The 21,973-nt window shown below is 67.3% G+C and carries 22 protein-coding genes and 1 tRNA gene; 11 read left to right on the top strand and 12 right to left on the bottom strand.

Going from position 1 to position 21,973, the window contains the following annotated elements; translation table 11 throughout:
• Positions 1–26: 26 nt before the first annotated feature.
• The 3 genes from ABNX08_RS16535 (at position 27) to ABNX08_RS16525 (ending at position 1,777) form a co-directional block, all read left to right on the top strand.
• A complete protein-coding gene (locus ABNX08_RS16535) occupies positions 27–1,142 on the top strand; it encodes a YeeE/YedE family protein (RefSeq protein WP_349606606.1) in 1,116 nt (371 codons plus the stop codon).
• A gap of 59 nt (positions 1,143–1,201) precedes the next feature.
• Positions 1,202–1,277, top strand: a tRNA-Lys gene (locus ABNX08_RS16530).
• Between the two features lie 281 nt (positions 1,278–1,558).
• Positions 1,559–1,777, top strand: coding sequence for a DUF2514 family protein (locus ABNX08_RS16525; protein WP_349606614.1), 219 nt, complete (start codon positions 1,559–1,561; stop codon positions 1,775–1,777).
• On the opposite strand, the gene ABNX08_RS16520 is transcribed toward ABNX08_RS16525, so the two are convergent.
• From ABNX08_RS16520 to ABNX08_RS16510, 3 genes are read right to left on the bottom strand one after another with little or no spacing between them, the layout of a single operon-like run.
• Positions 1,768–3,165, bottom strand: a complete 1,398-nt coding sequence (locus ABNX08_RS16520) for a hypothetical protein (RefSeq protein ID WP_349606605.1) — start codon at positions 3,163–3,165, stop codon at positions 1,768–1,770. The two genes, ABNX08_RS16525 and ABNX08_RS16520, sit on opposite strands and share 10 nt — an antisense overlap.
• On the bottom strand, positions 3,162–3,527 hold the full coding sequence (locus ABNX08_RS16515) for a GtrA family protein (protein ID WP_349606603.1): 366 nt from the start codon (positions 3,525–3,527) through the stop codon (positions 3,162–3,164). The genes ABNX08_RS16520 and ABNX08_RS16515 overlap by 4 nt, the downstream gene beginning before the upstream one ends.
• A complete protein-coding gene (locus ABNX08_RS16510; protein ID WP_349606601.1) occupies positions 3,520–4,482 on the bottom strand; it encodes a glycosyltransferase family 2 protein in 963 nt (320 codons plus the stop codon). Before ABNX08_RS16510 ends, ABNX08_RS16515 begins: the two co-directional genes overlap by 8 nt.
• A gap of 457 nt (positions 4,483–4,939) precedes the next feature.
• Here ABNX08_RS16510 and ABNX08_RS16505 point away from each other — a divergent pair, with 457 nt between their 5' ends.
• Positions 4,940–7,765 carry an EAL domain-containing protein gene (locus ABNX08_RS16505; RefSeq protein ID WP_374063613.1) on the top strand — a complete coding sequence of 942 codons (2,826 nt, stop codon included), beginning with the start codon at positions 4,940–4,942 and terminating at the stop codon, positions 7,763–7,765.
• Positions 7,766–7,800: 35 nt separating this feature from the next.
• Here the strand turns inward: ABNX08_RS16505 and ABNX08_RS16500 are convergent, their stop codons facing one another.
• From ABNX08_RS16500 to ABNX08_RS16490, 3 genes are all read right to left on the bottom strand, one after another.
• Positions 7,801–8,334 carry a DUF3318 domain-containing protein gene (locus ABNX08_RS16500; RefSeq protein WP_022536176.1) on the bottom strand — a complete coding sequence of 178 codons (534 nt, stop codon included), beginning with the start codon at positions 8,332–8,334 and terminating at the stop codon, positions 7,801–7,803.
• Complete coding sequence (locus ABNX08_RS16495; RefSeq protein ID WP_041681559.1) at positions 8,331–8,711, bottom strand: phage holin family protein; 381 nt, start codon at positions 8,709–8,711, stop codon at positions 8,331–8,333. The genes ABNX08_RS16500 and ABNX08_RS16495 overlap by 4 nt, the downstream gene beginning before the upstream one ends.
• A 194-nt stretch (positions 8,712–8,905) precedes the next feature.
• Entirely contained in the window at positions 8,906–9,232 is a 327-nt protein-coding gene (locus ABNX08_RS16490) for a YqjD family protein (protein ID WP_022536174.1), read from the bottom strand.
• A 253-nt stretch (positions 9,233–9,485) separates the two neighbouring features.
• Between ABNX08_RS16490 and ABNX08_RS16485 the strand changes: the two genes are divergently transcribed.
• On the top strand, positions 9,486–10,124 hold the full coding sequence (locus ABNX08_RS16485; RefSeq protein ID WP_349606597.1) for a peroxiredoxin: 639 nt from the start codon (positions 9,486–9,488) through the stop codon (positions 10,122–10,124).
• 152 nt (positions 10,125–10,276) lie between these two features.
• Here the strand turns inward: ABNX08_RS16485 and ABNX08_RS16480 are convergent, their stop codons facing one another.
• Positions 10,277–11,470, bottom strand: a complete 1,194-nt coding sequence (locus ABNX08_RS16480; RefSeq protein WP_022536172.1) for an acyl-CoA dehydrogenase — start codon at positions 11,468–11,470, stop codon at positions 10,277–10,279.
• Between the two features lie 247 nt (positions 11,471–11,717).
• Here ABNX08_RS16480 and ABNX08_RS16475 point away from each other — a divergent pair, with 247 nt between their 5' ends.
• The gene (locus tag ABNX08_RS16475) at positions 11,718–12,527 is read left to right on the top strand and encodes an IclR family transcriptional regulator (RefSeq protein ID WP_349606595.1); all 810 of its coding nucleotides are present in this window, start codon (positions 11,718–11,720) and stop codon (positions 12,525–12,527) included.
• A 25-nt stretch (positions 12,528–12,552) separates the two neighbouring features.
• Here the strand turns inward: ABNX08_RS16475 and kynA are convergent, their stop codons facing one another.
• Genes kynA through kynB form a run of 3 tightly spaced genes read right to left on the bottom strand, consistent with a single transcriptional unit; the run spans position 12,553 to position 15,383 of the window.
• Entirely contained in the window at positions 12,553–13,434 is an 882-nt protein-coding gene (gene kynA, locus ABNX08_RS16470) for a tryptophan 2,3-dioxygenase (protein ID WP_022536170.1), read from the bottom strand.
• Positions 13,435–13,447: 13 nt separating this feature from the next.
• A complete protein-coding gene (gene kynU / locus ABNX08_RS16465; RefSeq protein WP_349606592.1) occupies positions 13,448–14,704 on the bottom strand; it encodes a kynureninase in 1,257 nt (418 codons plus the stop codon).
• A 28-nt stretch (positions 14,705–14,732) separates the two neighbouring features.
• Complete coding sequence (gene kynB, locus ABNX08_RS16460) at positions 14,733–15,383, bottom strand: arylformamidase (protein ID WP_022536168.1); 651 nt, start codon at positions 15,381–15,383, stop codon at positions 14,733–14,735.
• Positions 15,384–15,541: 158 nt separating this feature from the next.
• On the opposite strand from kynB, the gene ABNX08_RS16455 reads away from it, so the two are divergent.
• Positions 15,542–16,027 (top strand): Lrp/AsnC family transcriptional regulator, encoded by a 486-nt coding sequence (locus tag ABNX08_RS16455; RefSeq protein ID WP_022536167.1) that lies wholly within the window; start codon positions 15,542–15,544, stop codon positions 16,025–16,027.
• Here the strand turns inward: ABNX08_RS16455 and ABNX08_RS16450 are convergent.
• A complete protein-coding gene (locus ABNX08_RS16450) occupies positions 16,024–16,479 on the bottom strand; it encodes a MarR family winged helix-turn-helix transcriptional regulator (protein WP_022536166.1) in 456 nt (151 codons plus the stop codon). The two genes, ABNX08_RS16455 and ABNX08_RS16450, sit on opposite strands and share 4 nt — an antisense overlap.
• A 16-nt stretch (positions 16,480–16,495) precedes the next feature.
• Positions 16,496–17,056 carry a flavin reductase family protein gene (locus ABNX08_RS16445; RefSeq protein ID WP_349606612.1) on the bottom strand — a complete coding sequence of 187 codons (561 nt, stop codon included), beginning with the start codon at positions 17,054–17,056 and terminating at the stop codon, positions 16,496–16,498.
• Positions 17,057–17,204: 148 nt separating this feature from the next.
• Here ABNX08_RS16445 and ABNX08_RS16440 point away from each other — a divergent pair, with 148 nt between their 5' ends.
• The 4 genes from ABNX08_RS16440 to ABNX08_RS16425 all read left to right on the top strand — a co-directional run bounded on the left by ABNX08_RS16440 (position 17,205) and on the right by ABNX08_RS16425 (position 21,957).
• A complete protein-coding gene (locus ABNX08_RS16440; protein WP_349606589.1) occupies positions 17,205–18,275 on the top strand; it encodes a peptidase M29 in 1,071 nt (356 codons plus the stop codon).
• Positions 18,272–19,093 carry an alpha/beta fold hydrolase gene (locus ABNX08_RS16435; RefSeq protein ID WP_349606588.1) on the top strand — a complete coding sequence of 274 codons (822 nt, stop codon included), beginning with the start codon at positions 18,272–18,274 and terminating at the stop codon, positions 19,091–19,093. The genes ABNX08_RS16440 and ABNX08_RS16435 overlap by 4 nt, the downstream gene beginning before the upstream one ends.
• Positions 19,094–19,177: 84 nt before the next feature.
• Positions 19,178–20,431, top strand: coding sequence for an acyl-CoA dehydrogenase family protein (locus ABNX08_RS16430; RefSeq protein WP_349606587.1), 1,254 nt, complete (start codon positions 19,178–19,180; stop codon positions 20,429–20,431).
• The gene (locus ABNX08_RS16425; protein WP_349606585.1) at positions 20,428–21,957 is read left to right on the top strand and encodes an AMP-binding protein; all 1,530 of its coding nucleotides are present in this window, start codon (positions 20,428–20,430) and stop codon (positions 21,955–21,957) included. Before ABNX08_RS16430 ends, ABNX08_RS16425 begins: the two co-directional genes overlap by 4 nt.
• Positions 21,958–21,973: the final 16 nt, after the last annotated feature.

Genomic DNA, 21,973 nt, shown 5'->3' with positions numbered 1-21,973 from the left:
ACCCGCCGCCGTTCTGCCCCCCACACATGCCCGATATCGACCTCGCCGCGCTCTCGCGCACCGTGCTGCTGAGCACTTTCGTCCTGACCTTCCTGTTCGGCGCCGTGCTGCAGCGCACGCACTTCTGCACCATGGGCGCGGTCTCCGACGTGGTCAACATGGGCGACTGGACCCGCATGCGCATGTGGGGCCTGGCGATCGGCGTGGCCATGATCGGCACCGGCGTGCTGGCGTGGATGGGCGCGGTCGACCCGACCAAGACCATCTACACCGCCAGCAAGCTGGGCTGGCTGTCGGCGCTGGCCGGCGGGCTGATGTTCGGCTTCGGCATGGTGCTGGCGTCGGGGTGCGGCAGCAAGACGCTGGTGCGCATCGGCGCGGGCAACCTGAAGTCGCTGGTGGTGTTCGTGTTCCTGGGGCTGTCGGCCTATATGACGCTGCGCGGACTGTTTGGCGTGGTGCGTGTGAACACCGTTGATGCTGTCGCGGTAACGCTGCCGACCACGCAGGACCTGCCGTCGGTGCTGGCGCAGGGCACCGGGCTCGCGCGCGGCGCGCTGCAACTCGGCCTGGGCCTGCTGCTGGGCGGCGTGCTGGTGCTGTGGGCGCTGGCGGGCCGTGGCTTCCGCTCGTTCGATAACCTTCTCGGCGGCATCGGCGTCGGCCTGATCATCGTGGCGATGTGGTACGTGTCGGGCCATCTCGGCTACGTGTCGGAAGACCCGAACACGCTCGAAGAACTGTTTGTGTCGACCAACAGCGGCCGCATGGAAAGCCTGAGCTTCGTCGCGCCGTATGCCTATACGCTTGACTGGCTGATGATGTTCAGCGACAAGAGCAAGGTGCTGACTATCGGCATTGTCAGCGTGTTCGGCGTGATCGCCGGTGCGGCGGTTTATGCGCTGGCCACGCGCACTTTCCGCTGGGAAGGTTTCGGCAATGCGGAGGACGTCGCCAACCATATGGTCGGCGGCATCCTGATGGGGGCCGGCGGCGTGACTGCGCTGGGGTGCACGGTGGGGCAGGGGCTGTCGGGCGTGTCGACGCTGGCGATCGGCTCCTTTATCGCGTTGGGGGGTATCCTGTCGGGAGCGGTGCTGGCGTTCCGCTACCAGATATGGCGGCTGGAGCGCATGGCCTGAGCTGCCGTGCGCTTGACACATCGGGAATCGTGTCACTATAATCGCCGTTCTGTTTTTTGGGGTCGTTAGCTCAGTCGGTAGAGCAGCGGACTTTTAATCCGTTGGTCGCGTGTTCGAGTCACGCACGACCCACCAATACCAGCAAGGGATAGCGGGCAACTGCTATCCCTTGTGTCGTTATGGGGTGTGGGATTTCTTGCCTTGCCGGCCGATCCCACATGTCTTGCATCTGCATCCCGGCGTCATCAATGAGTGCGACCCGCGCCGCCCAGCGCTCGTTATGGAGGCGTTGGCTCTCCTGAGCCCTCCTTTGCATGGAGGCTGTGATCTCTTGCCAGGAGGGATACATGGGGCCAATGAGGGCCTCCCGAATCTGCGCGGGCTGATGCTCGCGCTGCCAATGGTGTTGCTCAGCGCTGCGCGAGCGGGTCGCGGAACTTGTCGCCGCAAGCCGGCGTGCCGACAATCCCGCCCCTGCAATCGGAGGCCAGGCAGCCGGCGACCCCCTCGATGTGCTTGCCCTCATGTTCAGCCGGCTTGACCAGAGAGCGGGAGAACTTGCTGAGTATGCCGACCGGGCCCACATCGCCGGCCAAGCCTGCGAGTGGTCTTACGACTCGCTGAATCACCGGTAGCAGACGTTCGCCACCCCGTCCTCAACTGTCACTCGAACGCGCGGCGCGGGCCCAGGTGCGGCGCATTCGATGCGCCCGGCATAGCTCAGCACCAGCCCTGTTTCGTGGCGCAGGAATGGCGCCGCCGTCCAGGGCGCATAGAGGGCCGGGGCGCCCATGTCCATCGGCGCATTGTCCCGGCCGGGATAGTAGTCCTTGATGATCAGGTTCCAATCCGCAGGCATGCGCATCGCCTTCACCGGCTCTCCGGTTCCCCGCACTGCGGCGGCGATTTCCCGCGCCAGCAATGCATCCTGCTCGCGCACCTTGTGCATCGCCAGCAGTGTTGATGCCGAGGCAAACGCCCACAGCAGCGCCAGCGCGTAGACAGGCAGCCTCCTGTTGCTGTGCTTCATGAAGTAGAGCGCGACCACGGGCGGGATCAGCCCGATATAGAACGAGCTCCGCAGCGACGGCCAGTAGTCCACCAGCAGGGCATTCATCGGGCTTTGCGACACGCCGACCATCAGCGCCACGAAGAACGCCCCCGCCAGATTCCGTGCGTGCCATGCCAGCCACGCCATTGCAGCCAGCAGGGCGAGATTGACGTGCGACCACCTGTAGGTGGTGCCGGCCGGGTTGTACAGCGCCCACAGCGCCTTGGTGTGCGCCACGACACGAGCCTTCACCGATCCGCCGTTGTGGAAGTCCATCATCGCGCGGGTGACATCGAGATGGAACGCCCGCTCGATCCCGCCCTTCAGGACCATGTACAGCGCGGCAGAGGCCAGCAGCATGACGCATGTCGTCAGGAATTCCCGCCACACCGGCAGATCATCCTCCGCATCGAGCATCGCCTTCAGGACGGCCAGCACGAACAGCATCACGGCGGCCGGCTGGTAGGTGCCAAACATCAGGATCGCTGCAGCGCCTTGGGTGATGGCACGAAGCCACCGATTCGGGATCTCGTGCGCGCGCAGGTATGCGTAGCCGACGAGGAAAACCAGCAGCGGATGGTGGATGACCTCCCGGAACGACAGCAGGTCCAGCATCGGGCCGGAGAACAGGAAGGCCGCAGCCGCGGCGCCGAACGCCCATATGCCGGCATTCAGCCGCAGGTACCGCTGGCAAAGCTCCCACAGGAACAGCCCGGCGCTCACGCCGGTGGCCGCCACAAAGAGTGGATACCAGTCCTGCAGGTCCAGCCTGATCCACTGGAACAGCCGCAGGAACGCTACGTTCGTATAGCGCCCACTTGAGATTTCTCCCAGCACCAGCATGCCGAACCGGTCCCCGGCAAAGTGGACGCCGAAGTAGTCGAGCGAGTAGGTGTTGTAGAGCGCGGTGCTGACGGCCACGAAGGCAAGCGCAGCAACCAGAATGTATTCGTTGCGACCAGGCGCTTTCATTGTTCTTGCCGATAGGTCCAGGAGTTGTGCAGCACGAAGGTGACCGGCGGCACGATGAGGGTGACGGCGAGGGTTCCCAGCCACAGCCGATCATGGCCGACCATCGCTGGTATCAGGGTCGACAGCCCCAGCCCCACGGCAGACACGCCGAGGAAGCGCACGAGCTGGCGCGCGCCCATCCGGCTCGAAAAACTCCACAGCGTGTGCAGCACGTAGGAGACGATATTTGCCACGACGAAGGCCGCGGCATTGGCGACATCTGCCCGCTGAATGACCAGCGTGAAGACCAACCACGCGACCAGGAGATGGGTTGCCGTCGCCGCGCCGCCGCTGAGGCCGAACCGCAGGATCTTCCTAAGCATCCTGCTTGCGCTCGTAGACGCGCCGGACGATATAGATCGGGCGCTGCTTCGATTCCATGTAGATGCGGCCCACGTACTCGCCCACCAGGCCGATGCTGATCAGTTGCACGCCGCCCATGAACAGGATCACCACGATCAGGGAGCTATAGCCCGGCCAGTCGACGCCGTGGATCAGCGTGCGCAGGATGATGTAAAGGGCGAAGGCGAAGGCCGCAAGGGAGATCACCAACCCGACGTAGGTGGTGACCCGCAGCGGCGCCGTGCTGAAGCTGGTAATGCCCTCGATGGCGAAGTTCCAGAGCTTCCAGCCGGAGAACTTCGACTGGCCGGCTACCCGCGCCTCGCGCACGTACTCAACCGTGACCGTGTTGAACCCCACCCAGGCGAACAGGCCCTTCATGAACCTGCGGCGCTCCGGCAGTTGCTTCAGTGCGTCGACCACCGTGCGATCCATCAGCCGGTAATCGCCCACGTTCTCCGGGATGTCGATGTCGGACAGGTGGTTGTGCACCCGGTAGAACAGTTCCGCGGTGCGCCGCTTCAGGTAGCCATCCGATGAGCGATCTGCCCGCTTGGCCAGCACCACGTCCGCGCCCTTGGCCCATTCCTCCAGCATCACCTCGATCAGCCCGGGCGGATCTTGCAGGTCCGAATCGATCGGGATAACCACGTCACCGCGCGCCGCGTCGATGCCTGCGGTCAGCGCCGCCTCCTTGCCGAAGTTGCGCGACAGGTCGACCACGCGGACATGGGTATCCATGTTGCTGACGGCTATCAGCTTTGCCAGGCTGTCGTCCCGGCTGCCGTCGTTGACGCAAACGATCTCGTAGCCGCGGCACTCGACACCGGCCAGCACCGGGCCCATGACCTCGAAGAATCGACCCAGCGCCTCGGACTCGTTGTAGAAGGGCGCCACGATGGAGATGAACGGCCGCTGTCGTTGTTGTTCTGGCATCACGTCTAATGTGGCGCTTGCTGAAAAGGGTTGCATTCTACGTGATCACGGTTCGGCCAAGCTGACGGCCGGTAATCGAGTGGGATTTTTCTGCCTTCCAGCCTGCTTTACTGTCTTTATATACAGTATTCTGAGCGTCGCTAAGTCCTTGATTTCATTGCAACGCCTTGATTCTGCACTGTGTTTACATACAGTTGATTCGGACTTTTAATCCGTTGGTCGCGTGTTCGAGTCACGCACGACCCACCAGTATTACGAAGGGCCTGTGGCGCAAGTCACAGGCCCTTTTTGCATTGGCGTGCAGCCGCTTTAACTTGTTCGAGGTAGAGACTTAGGGGCGGACGCACAGGACAATGGGACAACCGCGGCTGTGTCGGCCACGGTACTACAGAGGGGCCGGCAAGGCACGGCCCCCAACGACTCCCAACCAGTCCCTATGCGGCGAGCAGGCCTTTCCTTGCCGGCCAGTGGGCACGTGCTGCGCATCATCTGGCCGTTCGTTCCGGTTGTCGTCGCGCTGGCCTTGTTCAGCATCGCCAGCCTGGACCTGCTATCGGCCGCGCGCGCGTTCGTGGCTGGGGAGAGCCAGTGGTCCAAGGGACAGAAGAACGCCGTGCTGCACCTGCTGCGCTATGGCGAGGACCGCAACCCCGAAGACTTTGCCTCTTACCTGGCGGCCATCGCCATCCCGCTCGGCGACCATCGCGCGCGCCTGGAACTGGACCGCGCCGAGCCTGACCTGGAGCTCGTGCGCGAGGGGTTGCTCGCCGGCGGCAACCACCTGGAAGACATTCCGCGGATGGTCCGGCTCTATCGCAATTTCCGCAATATCCAGGAGGTCGATGCCGCGATCCGCGTGTGGGCGGCGGGCGACCAGGAAATCTTTGCCTTGCACGAGCAGGCGCTGGCGTTGCGCCATCTCGTTGAGCAGCCGGGATGCGGCGACGAATGCGTGGCGCCGGTGCTGCGCAATATCGCCCGGATTGATGCCAGGCTGACGCCGCTGGAGCGTGCCTTCTCCGAACACCTCGGCCAGGCCTCGCGCCGGGTGACACGGCTGTTCACGACCGGCAGCGCGGTGATGGCGACCCTGCTGCTGATGTCGGCGATCTTGCTGTCACATGGGCCGCTGCGGCGCGAGCGCCAGCTGCGCGAGGCACTGGCGCAGCGCGAGGAGCAGCTGCAGCTGGCGGTAGAGGGCAGCAACGACGGGCTATGGGACTGGCACCTGGGCCGCGGCGAGCTGTACTTCTCGCCGCGCTGCGCGCAGATGCTGGGCTACCAGGCCGACCAGCTGCCGCATGCGCGCGAGACGGTGCTGGGGCTGCTGCATCCGTCCGACCTGGTCGCCTTCGAGGACAAGCTCACGCGCCACCTGCGCAGCGGCGAGCCCTATGACGCCGAGTTCCGGCTGCGCACGCGCGCCGGCCATTACCTGTGGGTGCGCGCACGTGGCAGGCTGGTGCGCGGGCCGGCGCGGCGGCGTGCCCGCATGGCAGGATCGCTGACGGATATCTCCGACAACAAGCGCTACGAGACGCAGCTCTTTGCCGAGAAGGAGCGCGCCCAGGTCACGCTGCAGGCCATCGGCGACGCCGTGGTGACAACCGATGTGTGGGGGCGCGTGCAGTCGCTCAACCCGGCGGCCGAAGCGCTGACCGGCTGGGGCGAAGCCGATGCCCGCGGCCTGCCGCTGGCCCAGGTCTGCGTGCTGCGCGACGAAGACAGCCACGCGCCGCTGCCCGATATCGTCACGCTGGCGCTCAGGGAGCGCTGGCACGGCCAGTCGGCGCAGCTGGTGCAGCGCGCGGCGTCCGGGCAGCACGGGCCGGTGGTGGCGGTAAAGCCTTCGGTGGCGCTGATCCGCGACCGCGGCGCGCAGGCCATCGGCGTGGTGGTAGTGCTGCACGATGTCAGCCAGGAACGCGCGCACGCCGCGCGGCTGGCGTACGAGGCCAGCCACGATGCGCTGACGGGGCTGGTCAGCCGCGCCGAGTTCGAGCGCCGCGTGGGCGCGGCGATCGCGCGCGCGCGATCGCAAGGCACCCCCCATACGCTGATGTACCTGGACCTGGACCAGTTCAAGGTGGTCAACGATACCTGCGGGCATGCCGCCGGCGACGAGCTGATCCGGCAAATGGCGGAAGTCATGGGCAGCCAGTTGCGCAAGAGCGATACGCTGGCCCGGCTGGGCGGCGACGAGTTCGGCATCCTGCTGGAGCATTGCGCCGGGACCGATGGCGAGCGCGTGGCCGAGGCGCTGCGCTGCGCGATTGCGTGCTTCCGCTTTGCCCATCGCCAGCGCACCTTCGCGCTGGGCGTCAGCATCGGCCTGGTCACGCTGGACCGCCAGACCGGCAGCGTCGCCGAGGCCCTGAGCGCGGCCGACGCGGCCTGCTACGTGGCCAAGGAGGGCGGCCGCAACCGCGTGCAGGTCTACCATCCGCTGGACAGCGTGGTGCAGGCGCGCCACGGCGAGATGGAGTGGGTCAGCCGCGTGCATGCGGCGCTGGCGGCGGGGCGCTTCTGTCTGTTCGCGCAGGAGATCGTGCCGGTGCAGACCGGCGCGGGCGCTGCAGAGGCCGGCCGCCACATTGAGCTGCTGCTGCGCCTGGTGGACGAGCGCGGCCGGCTGGTGCCGCCAATGGCATTCGTGCCGGCCTGCGAGCGCTACAACCTGATGCCGATGATCGACCGCTGGGTGGTGGAGACCGCGTTTGCCACGCTGGCGGGGCGGCAGGGCAGCGATGGCGAGGAGGCCATTGCCACTTGTGCGATCAACCTGTCCGGCTCGTCGCTGGCGGATTTCCATTTTCCCGAGTTCGTGCGCGAGCAGGCGCAGCGCTTCGGTATCGCGCTGGACGGGATCTGCTTCGAGATCACGGAGACCGCGGCCATCGCCAACCTGGCGCAGGCGGGATCGTTTATCCAGCAGCTGCAGCAGCTGGGCTGCAGCTTCGCGCTGGACGACTTTGGTGCCGGCATGTCGTCATTCACCTACCTGAAGCACCTGCCGGCGGCCTACCTGAAGATCGACGGCAGCTTTGTGCGCGAGATGCTGGCTGATCCGGTCAACCTGGTGATGGTGGAGGTGATCCAGCGCATCGGCCATGCGATGGGCAAGAAGACTATTGCGGAATTCGTTGAGAGCGAGGCGATGCTGGAGCGGCTGCGGGAGCTGGGCGTGGACCTGGCGCAGGGCTACCACCTGGCGCCGCCGGTGCCGTTCGCACCGGCCGGGCCGGCGGCCGGTGACGAACCGGCGGTGGCGCTGGCGGGCTGAGCTGGCAACCTGCCAGCCAGCCAGCGGTAAGGGGATCAGGGAACGAGCGGGTCGCGGAAGCCCGTATCGGTGGCGGGCGGTGCCGCGTTGCCGGCCGCCGGTGGCGGTACAGGCGGCGCAGCAGGCGTTGGCACGATCGCGGGCGGGATGGCCTGCCGCCGGGCATCGCGCCAGGTGTTGTAGACCCAGTACGCCGCGCCGGCGACGGCGCCGATCTTCCCCAGCTTCCAGGTCCAGCGTAGCACCGGCGTGCGCTTGATCAGCGGCAGTGCCAGCGTGATCGCGGTGCTCAGCAGCGGATATTCCTTGGTCATGCCGACCACCTTCATCCACGAGCCGGGACGCGCGATGCGCGGCAGCCAGTGGGCGACTGTGCCCAAGCGCCGGGCGCCGCCACGCACCTCGTGCAGGGCCTGCAGGCAGTCGTGGCGTTCCAGCGCGGCGCGCGTGAGCAGCAGCTCCTTTCGCACTTCCAGCGGCAGGCGCACCTCGTGGTTGAATCGGACAGGCCGCGGGTGTTCGCGGCGGTTGCGCCCGCTGGCGCTTTCCTCGGGTTCCAGGGTGCTCATCGGCGCAGGATCTCCCGGTCTTTGTCGAGTTCGGCGAGCGTGGCCTCGAACATCGGCGGGGCGTTGCGCACCAGGTTGCGTGCGTACGCCAGGCAGGCGGCGCACAGCAGCAGGTAGAGGACAGCCAGCACGCCCAGGGCCTGCCAGCCGTAGGCATTCCAGAACAGGATCGCGATCAGCGCGGTGAAGGTGACCAGCGCGATGCCGAAGAACACCAGGCCGAAGCAGGCCAGCAGCGCGACCTTCATCAGGCGCGAGCGCTCCTCGGAAAACTCGACGCTGGCAAGTTCCAGGCGGGTCTGGACCATGGCGACCACCGAGTTGGCGAGGTTGCGCACGGATTCCAGGAATTTGGGGGAGGGGGTGGGTTCGCTCATGGGTTCGCTCAGCGGCTCCGGCGTGAAAGAGCGGCGCGCCGGCATGGCCGTGCGCGCCTTTCCTGCGGGCGGGGCCGGGTGGCGCCGATGTGCGGGCTCCCGGGCCACTGGCAACCCGCGCATCGCGCCGGGTTGCCGCTCTGACGCGGCACCAGCGGGCCGCGTCGGGACTTCAAAACGCTGGCTGGCAGCGCTTACTTGCGGTTCAGCAGCAGACCGACGAGCAGGCCCACGCCGGCGGCCACGCCCACGGCGCGCCACGGGTGGTCATGCACGTAGTCGTCGGTGGCGCGTGCAGCGGCCTTGCTCTTGGTCACGACGGCATCTTGCAGGTCCTGGGCCTTTTCTTTGGCTTGCTTGAGAAGACCCATGCCGCGCTCGCGCAGTTCGGCGGCCTTTTCGCCGGTGGTCGAAGCCGCTTGCTTAAGCAGTTCTTCGGCGTCGGACAGAACGGTCTTGACATCGCTCATCAGTTTCTCCTGTTTGCGGGCGGTTGGTTCGGTTTGTGCGGATTCTGACATTTTCTTCGCTCCGAGGCTAACGGCAATTGTCGGTCTGATACTTAGCATATGTGGCGAGCGGCCGTGGTTTCAAGGCCACGCGCCGGAACCAGCAATCGGCGATGCCGATGATGCCAGCATGCCGGAACGCCCGCGCGATGATTGTCAGAAAAAGTCTTTATGACTTGGAGTGATTTTGTAGTGACTTTATATTCGTTTGGGTTGGATATCAATCCGGATACTCTGGTTCCACCCGAAAACAGGAGAACAGAGCATGGCATTGCGTCTTGGCGACATCGCCCCGGACTTCGAACAGGATTCGAGCGAAGGCCGTATCCGCTTCCATGAGTGGCTTGGCGAAAGCTGGGGCGTGCTGTTCTCGCACCCGGCCGACTACACCCCGGTGTGCACCACGGAACTTGGCCTGACCGCGAAGCTGAAGGGTGAGTTCGCGCGCCGCGGCGTCAAGGCGATCGCGCTGTCGGTGGATGGCGTGGAGTCGCACCATGGCTGGATCCGCGACATCAACGAGACCCAGTCGGCCACGGTCAACTTCCCGATCCTGGCCGATGGCGACCGCAAGGTCTCGCAGCTCTACGACATGATCCACCCGAACGCGAATGAGACCCTGACGGTGCGCTCGCTGTTCATCATCGACCCGAAGAAGAAGGTGCGCCTGATCATTACCTATCCGGCCAGCACGGGGCGCAACTTCAACGAAATCCTGCGCGTGATCGACTCGCTGCAGCTGACCGACAGCCACAGCGTGGCCACGCCGGGCAACTGGCAGGACGGCGACGACGTGGTGATCGTGCCCTCGCTGAAGGACGAAGCGGTGATCCGCGAGAAATTCCCGAAGGGCTACAAGGCGGTGCGGCCGTACCTGCGGCTGACGCCGCAACCGAACAAATGAAACGCGGCCCCGCTTGAAGGCGGGGCCGGCGTGAACGACAGGTGTTTTATCGACGGGGGCAGCCTCGTCGTCTCCTTGGTAGTGTGCTTGGCCCGGCTTTGCAGCCGGGCTTTTTTATGGCAGAGAGCCTGTCCGCAAGTCGTTTGTTTTGGTCAGAAGAAGGCCTGGATGCCGGTCTGGGCGCGGCCCAGGATCAGCGCGTGGATATCGTGCGTGCCTTCGTAGGTGTTCACCACTTCCAGGTTGACCACGTGGCGGATCACGCCGAACTCGTCCGAGATGCCGTTGCCGCCCAGCATGTCGCGCGCCACGCGGGCGATGTCCAGCGACTTGCCGCACGAATTGCGCTTCATGATCGAGGTGATCTCGACCGCGGCGGTGCCTTCGTCCTTCATGCGGCCCAGGCGCAGGCAGCCTTGCAGGCCCAGCGTGATCTCGGTCTGCATGTCGGCCAGCTTCTTCTGCACCAGCTGCGTGGCGGCCAGCGGGCGGCCGAACTGCTTGCGGTCCAGCGTGTACTGGCGGGCGGTGTGCCAGCAGAACTCGGCGGCGCCCAGCGCACCCCAGGCGATGCCGTAGCGGGCCGAATTCAGGCAGGTGAACGGGCCCTTCAGGCCGCTAACGCCCGGCATGATGTTCTCTTCCGGCACGAACACCTGGTCGAGCACGATTTCACCGGTGATCGACGTGCGCAGGCCGACCTTGCCGTGGATGGTCGGAGCCGACAGGCCCTTCCAGCCCTTTTCCAGGATAAAGCCGCGGATCTCGTCCTTGCCGTTGTCCTCTTGCAGCTTGGCCCAGACCACGAACACGTCGGCGATCGGCGAGTTGGTGATCCACATCTTGGCGCCGGTCAGCTCGTAGCCGCCGTCGACCTTCTTGGCGCGGGTGACCATCGAGCCCGGGTCGGAGCCGTGGTTCGGCTCGGTCAGGCCGAAGCAGCCGATCCATTCGCCGGTGGCCAGCTTGGGCAGGTACTTCTGCTTCTGCGCTTCGGTGCCGAATTCATGGATCGGCACCATCACCAGCGACGACTGCACGCTCATCATCGAGCGGTAGCCGGAATCGACGCGCTCGACTTCACGCGCGATCAGGCCGTAGCTGACGTAGTTCAGGCCGGGGCCGCCGTATTGCTCGGGGATGGTGGGGCCGAGCAGGCCCAGTTCGCCCATCTCGCGGAAGATCTCGACGTCGGTCTTTTCATTGCGGAACGACTGAAGCACGCGCGGCATCAGCTTGTCCTGGCTGTACGCCGCGGCGGCGTCGCGCACCATGCGTTCTTCGGCGGTCAGTTGCTGGTCCAGCAACAGGGGGTCGGCCCAGTGGAATTCGGCGTTGGCAGCCATGCAGGTCTCCTTCGGTAGCGCGGGGGAAGCATCGGGGGCGGGGCGAATGATCGCTTGCCGCACCGGCGCTTCCGGGAATCATGACGGGTTCGGTGATCTTCGCGGAGGGTTTTTGTGGTTCCGCATTGCGGAACTGTGTTCCGTTGAATTAGTATATCGCAACGGGTTTGCCGTGCAACAGGCAAAACCCGGAGCTACCGATGCCGTGTGCGATGAGCGGACAACCGCCGACCTGACAGGACTCGCCTTGACCAATTCGTCACTTTCTACTGATACCGCGCCACCGTCCGCGGTGCGCGACAGCGATCCCAATTTTGTCACTGCGCTGGCGCGCGGCCTGGAACTGCTGCGCTGCTTCCGCACCGGCGAGGCGATGCTGGGCAACCAGGACTTCGTGCGCCGCACCGGCTTCCCGAAGGCGACGGTGAGCCGGCTCGCCGGCACGCTGGTGCAGCTGGGCTACCTGCGCTACGACGAAAGCCTGGGTAAGTACGCACTCGACGCGGGCGTTCTGGCGCTGGGCTACTCCTACCTGTCCGCATCGGACGTGGTGGCGCTGGCGCGGCCGCATATGTTGGCGTTTGCCCAGTCGTACGGTGTCTCGGTGTCGCTCGGCAAGCGCGAACGCATGGAGGTGATCTACCTGGAATCGATCCGCAATGACGCCGGCGTCATGCTGGGCCTGGGCGTGGGTTCGCGGCTGTCGCTGGTGTCGAGTTCGATGGGGCGGGCATACCTGGCGGCGTTGCCTGCGGCACGGCGCGAGCGCGTGCTCGCCGAGTTCAGCCAGGCCTTCCCGGAGCAATGGAAGCAGCAGGAAGTGCCGACGCGCGCGGCGCTGGCCGAGGCGCAGCAGCGCGGCTATGCGGCGTCGTTCCGTGACTGGCACCCGGCCATCCATGCCTGTGCGGTGGCGTTCCGGCCGGTGGGGGAGAAGGAGTTGCACATGCTGAGCTGCAGTGCTTCGTATGGAGCAGTGGAGGAAGCGGTGTTCCACCAGACGCTGGCACCGGCGTTGCAGGCGCTGGCGGCAAGGTTGTCGGACCCGGCAGGCTGATGGCCAGGTCCAACGTGCGCAGGCGTTACAGGTCCGTGCGCAGCTTCCACAGTTCCGGGAACAGCACCACGTCCAGCATCTTGCGCAGATAGCTGACGCCCTCGGTGCCGCCGGTGCCGCGCTTGAAGCCGATCACGCGTTCCACCGTGGTCACATGGCGGAAGCGCCATTGGCGGAACGAATCCTCAAGGTCAACGAACTTCTCGCCCAGCTCGTAAAGCTCCCAGTGCGCCGACGGATCGCGGTAGACCTCCAGCCACGCCGCCTCGACTGAGGCGTTGTACGCAGTCGGCTGGGTCCAGTCCCGCTCCACGCAATCCGCATCGACCGCAAAACCACGCCGCGCCATCAGCCGGATCGCCTCGTCATAGAGCGACGGCGTCTTCAGCGCAGTCTCCACCAACGCCAGGTGCTCCGGCCGGTGCGCATGCGGCTTCAGCATGGCCGCGTTCTTGTTGCCGAGAATGAACTCGATCTCGCGATACTGGAACGACTGGAAGCCCGACGACATCCCCAGGTAAGGCCGCATCGCGGAATATTCCGGCGGCGTCATCGTCGCCAGCACGTTCCACGCCTGCACCAGCTGGTCCATGATCCGCGACACCCGCGTCAGCATCTTGAACGCCGGCGGCAGGCTGTCGGACTTGACCGATTCGCGCGCCGCGCGCAGCTCGTGCAGCATCAGCTTCATCCACAACTCGGTGGTCTGGTGCTGCACGATAAACAGCATCTCGTTGTGGTCCGGCGACAGCGGGTGCTGCGCATTCAGGATCTGGTCCAGCCCGAGATAGTCGCCGTAGCTCATGTCCTTGGCGAAATCCATCTGCGCGCCATGCCAGCCATCAGCTTGCGCGCCGGACGGGGCTGCTGCACCACCGGAGAAGGGGCATCCCTTGAATTCACTCATGATGCGCTCCCGATCAGGTCACCTGGCCGCGCGTCTGGAAGCGCGCGTCGCGATAGGCGCCGCTGTCCAGTACATCGCGCAGGATTTCCACAGCATCCCACACCTCGGTGAAGCTGGTGTACAGCGGCGTGAAACCGAAGCGGGCGATGCGCGGCTCGCGGTAATCGCCGATCACGCCGCGCTCGATCAGCGCCTGCACCAGCGCATAGCCTTCCGGATGCTCCAGGCTGACCTGGCTGCCGCGGCGCGCGTGCTCGCGCGGCGTGACCAGCGTCAGCGGGTGGTGGCCGCAGCGTGCCTCCACCAGTTCGATGAACAAGTCGGTCAGCAGCAGGGACTTGGCGCGCAGCACCTGCATATTGGTCTGGGCGAAGATGTCCAGGCCGCACTCGACCATCGCCAGCGAAGTCACTGGCTGCGTGCCGCACAGGAAGCGGCGCACGCCGTCGACCGGGCGGTATTGCGGCTCCATCGCGAACGGCGCGGCGTGGCCCCACCAGCCCGACAGCGGCTGCCAGAAGGCATCGCGCAGCGCGGGAGCGACCCAGACGAAGGCCGGCGAGCCCGGGCCGCCGTTCAGGTATTTGTAGGTGCAGCCGATGGCGTAGTCGGCGCCGGCCGCCTTCAGGTTGACCGGCACCGCGCCGGCGGAGTGGCACAGGTCCCACACCGTCAGCGCGCCGCGTGCGTGGGCGAGCTCGGTCAGCGAGGCCATGTCGAGCATTTCGCCGGTCTTGTAGTTGACGTGCGTGAGCATCAGCACGGCGGTGTCGGCGCCGACCGCGGCGTCGAGCTCGGCCGGCGAATTGACCAGGCGCAGCGAATAGCCCTGCTGCAGCAGGTCGGCCAGGCCCTGCGCGATATAGAGGTCGGTCGGGAAGTTGCTGGCCTCGGACACGATCACCTTGCGCGCAGGATCGCGCGTCTGCTGCACCCGCAGCGCCGCGGCCAGTACCTTGAACAGGTTGATCGAGGTGGTGTCGGTCACCACCACTTCGTCCTGGCCGGCGCCCACCAGCGGGGCGAGCTTGTTGCCCAGCCGCTGCGGCAGTTCGAACCAGCCGGCGGTATTCCAGCTGCGGATCAGGCCTTCGCCCCATTCCTCGGCCACCACCTGGGCGGCGCGCGCGGCAGCGGCGCGCGGGCGGGCCCCGAGCGAGTTACCGTCGAGGTAGATCACGCCCTCGGGCAGTGCGAACTGGTCGCGCAGCGGGCGCAGCGGGTCTTGCTGATCGAGCCGGATACATTGCTCGCGGTCAGTTGTCGTCATGTCGTGATGCGTTGTCATGGGTTGTTGTTCAGGCCAGGCTGCGCAGCACCGCGCGTACCGGGCTGGCGTCGAGCCCGGCAAAGCGCAGCGGCAGCGCGATCAGTTCGTAGTCACCTTCGGCGACCTCATCCAGCACGATGCCTTCCAGGATGGCGAGGCCGTGCCGGCGCACCGCGTTGTGCGCGTCCATGGTCTTGGATTCCTGCGGATCGAGCGAAGGCGTGTCGATGCCGACCAGCTGCACGCCGTGCGAGGCCAGCAGCGCGATGGTGTCGGCGGCGACCGCGCAGAAGCCCGGGTCCCATTGCGCCAGCGGCGCCTGTGCGTAGGTGCGCAGCAGCACGCGCGGCGGCAGGCCGGCCAATGCGTGTTCGATATGGCGCGGCTCCACCACCGGCGAGGCGCCGATGCAGTGGATCACGCGGCAGGTGCCGAGGTACGGCGTCAGCGGCACGGCGCCGATCGGCGCCCCGTCGGCCGCGTAGTGCAGCGGCGCGTCGGCATGGGCGCCGGTGTGCGGCGACAGCGTGATGCGGCCGACATTCACCGGGCAGTGCTCGTCCATCTGCCACGCGGGCTCTTGCCGGAACGGCGTGTCGCCGGGCCAGACCGGGGTGGCGGGGGAGAGCGGCGGGCTGATGTCCCACAGCCGGCGCGGGTCTTGATTGGGGGCGGTCATCTGGGTGCGCGGCGTCTTTGCAAAGCGCCGTCCTTGTCTGCCTCGATGTCGGAAATCATAGTCAAAATCGGCAGGAAGAGGCTTGCGAAATGGGCCGTCGTCGGCGCCATCTTTCGCATAAAATGCGAAGAATCACCAATTCATCGAAGGAAATTCGAATGACCCTCGATCCCACCGATTTACGCATCCTGGCGTGCCTGCAGGAGAACGGCCGCATCAGCAACCAGGACCTGGCCGACCGCGTGGCGCTGTCGCCTTCGGCATGCCTGCGGCGCGTGCGCCTGCTGGAAGAGTCGGGGGTGATCGGCGGCTACCGCGCCTGGTTCGATGCCGAGCAGCTCGGGCTGGAGCTGGAGGCGATCGTGCAGGTATCGATGCGGCACGACGTCGAAGGCTGGCACGACACCTTTATCGCCGCGGTGCAGTCGTGGCCGGAAGTGCTGTCGGCGTACATTATCACCGGCGACAGCAATTACATCTTGCGGGTGCAGGCGCGCAACCTGAAGCACTACTCGGACTTCATCGTGAACCGGCTGTACCGCACCAAGGGCGTGATGGATATCCGCTCGAATATCGTGCTGCAGCGAATCAAGGTGGACAGTTCGCCGCTGGCGATCCTGAAGGCGGGCGCGGAGGACGCCTAGCGCTGGGTATGCAGCGCGATCAGCTGGCGCAGCGTTTCCTTGAGCTGCGCACCCTGCTGCGGGCCGAAGTCGTCGAGCACTGCGCGTTCATGTTCGGCGGCGCGTTCCAGCAGCGGCTGCGCCAGCGCGCGCCCGCGCGGCGTGATCGAGATCAGCGCCTGGCGGCGGTCTTCCTTGCCGGCGCGGCGGCTGACCAGCCCGTCGGCGGCCATGCGGTCGACCAGCTTGGTCAGCGTCGGCTGCTTGGTCAGCGTGATCTCGGCGAGCACGCCGATGGTGCAGTCGGGGCGGTCGGCCAGCGTCGCCAGCACGCGCCACTCCGGCACGGACAGGCCGCTGGCTTCCACCTCGCGGTGGAATTCGCCCGAGACCAGATGGCTGGCGCGGGCCAGCAGGTAGGCCAGGTAGCCGTCGACGAAGGGCAGGGCATCCTGCGCGGACTGGTCAGCCATGATGGGCCGGGGCGGCTCAGGGCTCGAGCGTGACGGTGGTGGAAAACTGCCCGCCCTGGAACACCAGCGGGCCGTCGGGGGAATCGAGCACGCCGCAGCGTTCCACTTCGCCGACGAAGATCACGTGGTCGCCTTCGTCGTAGCGGCTGCGGTTGTGGCATTCGAACCACGCCAGCGCATTGGACAGGATCGGCAGGCCGGTGGCCGAGAGCCGGTAGTCCACGCCCGCGAAGCGGTCGCCCTTGAGCGTGGCGAAGCGCTGGCACAAGTCCAGCTGCGAGGCCGACAGCACGTTGATGATGTAGTGGGTGCCGTCGCGGAACATCGGCAGGCTGTTGGCGCGCGTGGCCATGCTCCACAGCACCAGCGGCGGGTCCAGCGACACCGAGTTGAACGAGCTGGCGGTAATGCCGATGAACGGCGGCGCGCCCGCGGCCACGGAATGGGCGCTGGCGCGCGTGGTGATCACCGTGACCCCGGTCGCGAACTGCGACAGGGTGCGGCGGAAGTGCTGCGTGTCGAAGTCGGGGGCGGCGGCGACGCTGGCGATCCGTGGCTGGGCCTCAGGCATGCCCATGGGGGCTCCACTGGAGTTCATGAAATTTCATATATATTATTCGCGCCAGGGACAGCGAGTACAAGTCCGGCGACGCAATGGCCGCGTTGGCTGGCGCACAAAACCAGGCGGGCCCTGCCGCCATACAAGAACGAGCAGGAGACAAGACATGCTCATCGAGCAGATCGAACACCGCTGGCTGGCGGCGTTCCGGCGCACCCTCGAACTCTGTGCCCTCAAGGGCGGCGAAGTTGTTGGAATTGTAACGGAGTCGCAATCCCGCCCTGTCAACGTGGCCTTGGCCGAGCTGGCGGTGCAGTCGCTGGGCGCCACCCCCGTGCGCATCCAGGTGCCGACGCCGGCACTCAGCGCGCCCGCGCCGGTGCGCTCCACCGGCGCCAGCGATGCGCTGCAGGAACTGCCGCCGGTGGTCGCGGCGCTGTCGCGCTGCCAGCTGGTGCTGGACTGCACGGTGGAGGGCCTGCTGCATGCGCCCGAACTGCCCCAGATCCTGCGCGGCGCCGACGGCATCGTGCCGCGGATGCTGATGGTCAGCAATGAACACCCCGAGATCCTGGAACGCTGCCAGCCCGACCCCGCGCTGGAAGGCGCCGTGCGCGCGGCGATGAAGCGCCTGCGCGGCGCGCGCGAGTTGCGCGTGCATTCGGCCGCCGGCACGGAACTGCGCATCGGCCTGGCCGATGCGCGCGTGGGCGGCGTCTGGGGCTACTGCAACAAGCCCGGACAGGTCTCGCACTGGCCCGGCGGGCTGTGCCTGGCCTTTCCCGCCAGCCGTCAGGTCAACGGCACGCTGGTGCTGGCGCCGGGCGACGTCAACCTGACCTTCAAGACTTACCTGCGCGATACCGTGGTCTGCCATATCGAGGACGACTACATCGTCGGCGTGGAGGGGCAGGGCGTGGATGCCGACATGATGCGCGGCTACTACCAGGCCTGGGCCGACCGCGAGGGCACGCGCGACGCGTATGCGGTCTCGCACGTGGGCTGGGGGCTGAACCGGCTGGCGCGCTGGGATGCGATGACGTTCTACGACAAGCGCGACTGCAATGGCACGGAGCTGCGCGCGTTTGCCGGCAATTTCCTGTTCTCGACCGGCGCCAACGAGGTGGCGGGGCGGCATACGCTCGGGCACTTCGACCTGCCGCTGCGCAACTGCACGGTGTCGCTCGACGGCCGCAACGAGGTCGAGGCCGGCACGCTGGTGGAGGTGGCGGCATGAGCGCGATCCCGACCACGCAACGCCACGCCAACGGCATCGCCACGCTCGCCTGGGGCGACGGCCCGGTCGCGGTGGTGATGCTGCACGGCATCGGCGGCGGCAAGGCCGCGTGGCCCGCGCAGGGCGAGGCGCTGGCGCAGGCCGGCTACCGCGCGGTGGCGTGGGACATGCCGGGCTACGGCGACAGCGCGTTGATCGACCCCTATGACTTCAACGGGCTGGCGCGCGCCCTGGCGCCGCTGCTGCAGGCCGAGCGCGAAGCGGGCCGCCGTGTGGTGCTGCTCGGCCACAGCATGGGCGGCATGGTCGCGCAACAGGCCTATGCCGCCACCCCGGCGCTGGTCGACGGCATGGTGCTGTCCGGCACCTCGCCCGCCTTCGGCAAGGGTGACGGACCGTGGCAGCGCGAGTTTATCGCCGCCCGCACCGCGCCGCTGGACGCGGGCAAGACCATGGCGGAGATGGCCGCCGGGCTGGTGCGCACGATGGTGGCACCCGCTGCCGATCCGGATGCGGTGGCCTTCGCCACCTCGGTCATGGCCGCGGTGCCGGCGCCCACCTACCGCGCCGCGCTGGGCGCACTGGTGCGCTTCAACCAGCGCGACGCGCTGCCGCGCATCACCGTGCCGGTGCTGGCGCTGGCCGGGCAGCACGACACCAACGCCGCGCCCGAAGTGATGGAACGCATGGCGCAGCGCATCCCGGGCGCCGAATACCGCTGCCTGCCCGATGCCGGCCACCTGGCGTGCATGGAAAAGCCGGCGGCCTTCAACGACGCCGTGCTCGACTTCCTGCGCCGGCATTTCCCCGTGCGCTGAGCCGCACCGCAAGTCTGGCATCAACACCGCAACACCAGAACAACGCCGCGCCGCCCCCGCATCCGGCGCAAAGGAGACTGCGACATGCCATCCGGCGAGCTTGACTTCATCCCCGCCGTCGGCACGGCGGACTTCACCCCGCGCCAGGCACGCCTGCTTGCGCTGGCCAACCGCCTCGGCCGCGACCGCTTCGCGGCGCGCGCGTCCACCTGGGACCGCGAGGCCAGCTTCCCGTTCGCCAACTATGACGACCTGCGCGACGCCGGGCTGCTGGCGCTGTGCGTGCCGGAGGCCTTCGGCGGCGAGGGCGCGGACTTTGCCACCTACTGCATGGTGGGCGCGGAGATCGGGCGCTTCTGCGGCGCGACCGCGCTCACCTACAACATGCATATCTGCTCGACCATGTGGACCGGCATGCTGTCCGATGGCATCGACATGACGCCCGCGCAGCGCGCCGAGCACGAGGCCCGGCGCGCGCTGCATTTCGCGCGCGTGGTGCGCGACGGCGCGGTCTACGCACAGCCGTTCTCCGAAGGCTCGGCCGCCGCGGCGGGCAAGGCGCCTTTCGGTACCACCGCACGCAAGGTCGAGGGCGGCTGGGTGCTGAACGGGCGCAAGATCTTCGCCTCGCTGTCGGGGGCCGCCGACTATTACGGCATCCTCTGCACCGAAGACCGCGGCGACCACCATCCCGACATGCGCGACACGCTCTATATCGCGGTACCGGGCAAGGCGGACGGCCTCACCGTGACCGGCGAATGGGACCCGATGGGCATGCGCGGCACGGTCTCGCGCACGCTGCTGCTCAAGGACGTGTTCGTCCCCGACCACGAGCAGCTGATGCCCCGCGGCGTCTACTACCGCGCCGCGCAGACCTGGCCGGCGATGTTCTTCACGCTGTCGCCGACCTACCTGGGCGTGGCGCAGGCCGCCTACGACTTCACCGTGCAATACCTGCGCGGGGAGGTGCCGGGCCAGCCGCCGGTCAAGCGCCGCATGTACCCGACCAAGCAGATCGCGGTGGCGCAGATGCGCATCCAGCTGGAATCGATGCGCTCGCTCTTCTGGCGCGCGATCCATGAAGCGAAGCCCAACCCGTCCAAGGACGAGCGGCTGCGCCTGTACGCCGCGCACTACACGGTGATGGAAGGCGCCAACGACATCGCGCGGCTGGCGATCCGCACCTGCGGCGGCCAGTCGATGCTCAAGGACCTGCCGCTGGAGCGGCTCTACCGCGACTCGCGCTGCGGCGCGCTGATGCTGCCCTGGACCGCCGAGCTGATCCTCGACCGCATGGGCCGCGAAACACTGTACGAAGCCGGCGAGCGCGACGAATGAGCGCGACACCACGTCCCGGCGCGGCCGGGCTTGGCGCGCTGCCGGCCACGCTGTATGGCCGTGCCGAGGCAACGCCGCAGCGGCCCGCGCTGCACTACCTCGGGCGGACCTTCTCCTACGGCAAGCTGTGGCGGCGCGTCGAGCGTGCCAGCGCGCATCTTGTGGCGACGTGGGGCGTTCGACCGGGCGATCGCGTCGGCACGCTGTGCCTGAACCATGAGTTGCAGCTGGTGCTGCTGTTCGCCTGCGCGCGGGTGGGTGCGATATTCGTACCGATGAACTACCGGCTCGCCGCGGCCGAGCTGCAGGCGATCGCCACGCATGCGCAACTGGCGCTGCTGTTCCACGACGACGCGCACGCCGCACTGGCTCAGGAGGGCTGCGGCAGCGGCTGCCAGCTGGTGCATCTCGATCGCGTGGTCGACCATCCCGCGCCGTTTGGTGTCGACTTCCCCCACGTGACGGACGATGCGCGGCTGCTGCTGGCCTACACCTCAGGCACTACCGGCAAGCCCAAGGGTGCGGTGCACACCCAGGCCGGCCTGCTGGCCAATGCGCGGGCCAGCTGGTGGGCCCATGGCATGACGCCGGACGATCACGTGCTGTCGGCGCTGCCGATGTTCCATGTCGGCGGCCTGTGCATCCAGACGCTGCCGGCGCTGCTGGCCGGCGCGCAGGTCACGCTGCACGAGCGCTTCGCGCCGGGCGCATGGCTGGATGCGGTGGCGCAGGAGCGGCCGAGCCTGGCGCTGATGGTGCCTGCCACGCTGCGCGCGGTGCTGGCGCATCCCGGCTGGCCGGATTCGGATCTGTCGTCGCTGCGCGGCGTGATGGCCGGCTCGTCGACCATCCCGCTGTCGTATATCGAGGCTTTCCATGCGCGCGGCGTGCCGCTCGGGCAGGTCTACGGCGCGACCGAGACCGGCCCGGTGTCGGTGGTGCTGAAGCTGGAAGACGCCATGGCGCGCCCGGGCTATGCCGGCTGGCCGCAGCCGGAGGCCGAAGTGCGCCTCGCCGGCCCGGACGGCGCCGAGGTGCCGCCGGGCGAGGTCGGCGAGCTGTGGGTACGCGGCGCCAACGTGATGGCCGGCTACTGGGGCCAGCCTGACAATGGCCTGCCCGGCGGCTGGTTCCGCTCCGGCGACCTGGCGCACCGCGGCGTCGACGGCTGCATCGAGGTGGTCGGCCGCAGCAAGGACATGATCATCTCTGGCGGCGAGAACATCTACCCGGCCGAGATCGAGAACGTGCTGGTCGGCCTGCCCGGCGTGCAGGAATGCGCGGTGGTGGGCGTGGCCGACGCGCGCTGGGGCGAGGTGCCGGTGGCGGTGATCGTGCCGGCGCCGGGCGCGCCGCGCGACACGCTGGCGCCCGGGCCGGTGCGCGACGCGCTGGCCGCGCGCATCGCCCGCTTCAAGCTGCCGCGCGAGGTGCTGCTGCTGGACGACCTGCCGCGCAGCGCGCTGGGCAAGGTGCTCAAGCCGCAACTGCGGGCGATGCTGGAGGCCAGGCGCCAGCCTGGCTGAATCCGCTGCACGGGTG

Source organism: Cupriavidus sp. DF5525 (genome assembly GCF_040149425.2).
GTDB classification, from domain to species: Bacteria; Pseudomonadota; Gammaproteobacteria; order Burkholderiales; family Burkholderiaceae; genus Cupriavidus; species Cupriavidus pickettii_A.
The sequence above is the reverse complement of the archived record's forward strand: the minus strand, read 5'-3'. Positions and strand labels throughout refer to the sequence as shown.

Bases quoted from the DNA above. Each gene is read 5' to 3' on its own strand.
- ABNX08_RS16535 (WP_349606606.1), top strand. From the start codon at position 27: ATGCCCGATATCGACCTCGCCGCGCTCTCGCGCACCGTGCTGCTGAGC.
- ABNX08_RS16520 (WP_349606605.1), bottom strand. From the start codon at position 3,165: ATGAAAGCGCCTGGTCGCAACGAATACATTCTGGTTGCTGCGCTTGCC.
- ABNX08_RS16515 (WP_349606603.1), bottom strand. From the start codon at position 3,527: ATGCTTAGGAAGATCCTGCGGTTCGGCCTCAGCGGCGGCGCGGCGACG.
- ABNX08_RS16510 (WP_349606601.1), bottom strand. From the start codon at position 4,482: ATGCCAGAACAACAACGACAGCGGCCGTTCATCTCCATCGTGGCGCCC.
- ABNX08_RS16500 (WP_022536176.1), bottom strand. From the start codon at position 8,334: ATGAGCACCCTGGAACCCGAGGAAAGCGCCAGCGGGCGCAACCGCCGC.
- ABNX08_RS16495 (WP_041681559.1), bottom strand. From the start codon at position 8,711: ATGAGCGAACCCACCCCCTCCCCCAAATTCCTGGAATCCGTGCGCAAC.
- ABNX08_RS16490 (WP_022536174.1), bottom strand. From the start codon at position 9,232: ATGTCAGAATCCGCACAAACCGAACCAACCGCCCGCAAACAGGAGAAA.
- ABNX08_RS16485 (WP_349606597.1), top strand. From the start codon at position 9,486: ATGGCATTGCGTCTTGGCGACATCGCCCCGGACTTCGAACAGGATTCG.
- ABNX08_RS16480 (WP_022536172.1), bottom strand. From the start codon at position 11,470: ATGGCTGCCAACGCCGAATTCCACTGGGCCGACCCCCTGTTGCTGGAC.
- kynA (WP_022536170.1), bottom strand. From the start codon at position 13,434: ATGAGTGAATTCAAGGGATGCCCCTTCTCCGGTGGTGCAGCAGCCCCG.
- kynU (WP_349606592.1), bottom strand. From the start codon at position 14,704: ATGACGACAACTGACCGCGAGCAATGTATCCGGCTCGATCAGCAAGAC.
- kynB (WP_022536168.1), bottom strand. From the start codon at position 15,383: ATGACCGCCCCCAATCAAGACCCGCGCCGGCTGTGGGACATCAGCCCG.
- ABNX08_RS16455 (WP_022536167.1), top strand. From the start codon at position 15,542: ATGACCCTCGATCCCACCGATTTACGCATCCTGGCGTGCCTGCAGGAG.
- ABNX08_RS16450 (WP_022536166.1), bottom strand. From the start codon at position 16,479: ATGGCTGACCAGTCCGCGCAGGATGCCCTGCCCTTCGTCGACGGCTAC.
- ABNX08_RS16445 (WP_349606612.1), bottom strand. From the start codon at position 17,056: ATGGGCATGCCTGAGGCCCAGCCACGGATCGCCAGCGTCGCCGCCGCC.
- ABNX08_RS16440 (WP_349606589.1), top strand. From the start codon at position 17,205: ATGCTCATCGAGCAGATCGAACACCGCTGGCTGGCGGCGTTCCGGCGC.
- ABNX08_RS16435 (WP_349606588.1), top strand. From the start codon at position 18,272: ATGAGCGCGATCCCGACCACGCAACGCCACGCCAACGGCATCGCCACG.
- ABNX08_RS16430 (WP_349606587.1), top strand. From the start codon at position 19,178: ATGCCATCCGGCGAGCTTGACTTCATCCCCGCCGTCGGCACGGCGGAC.
- ABNX08_RS16425 (WP_349606585.1), top strand. From the start codon at position 20,428: ATGAGCGCGACACCACGTCCCGGCGCGGCCGGGCTTGGCGCGCTGCCG.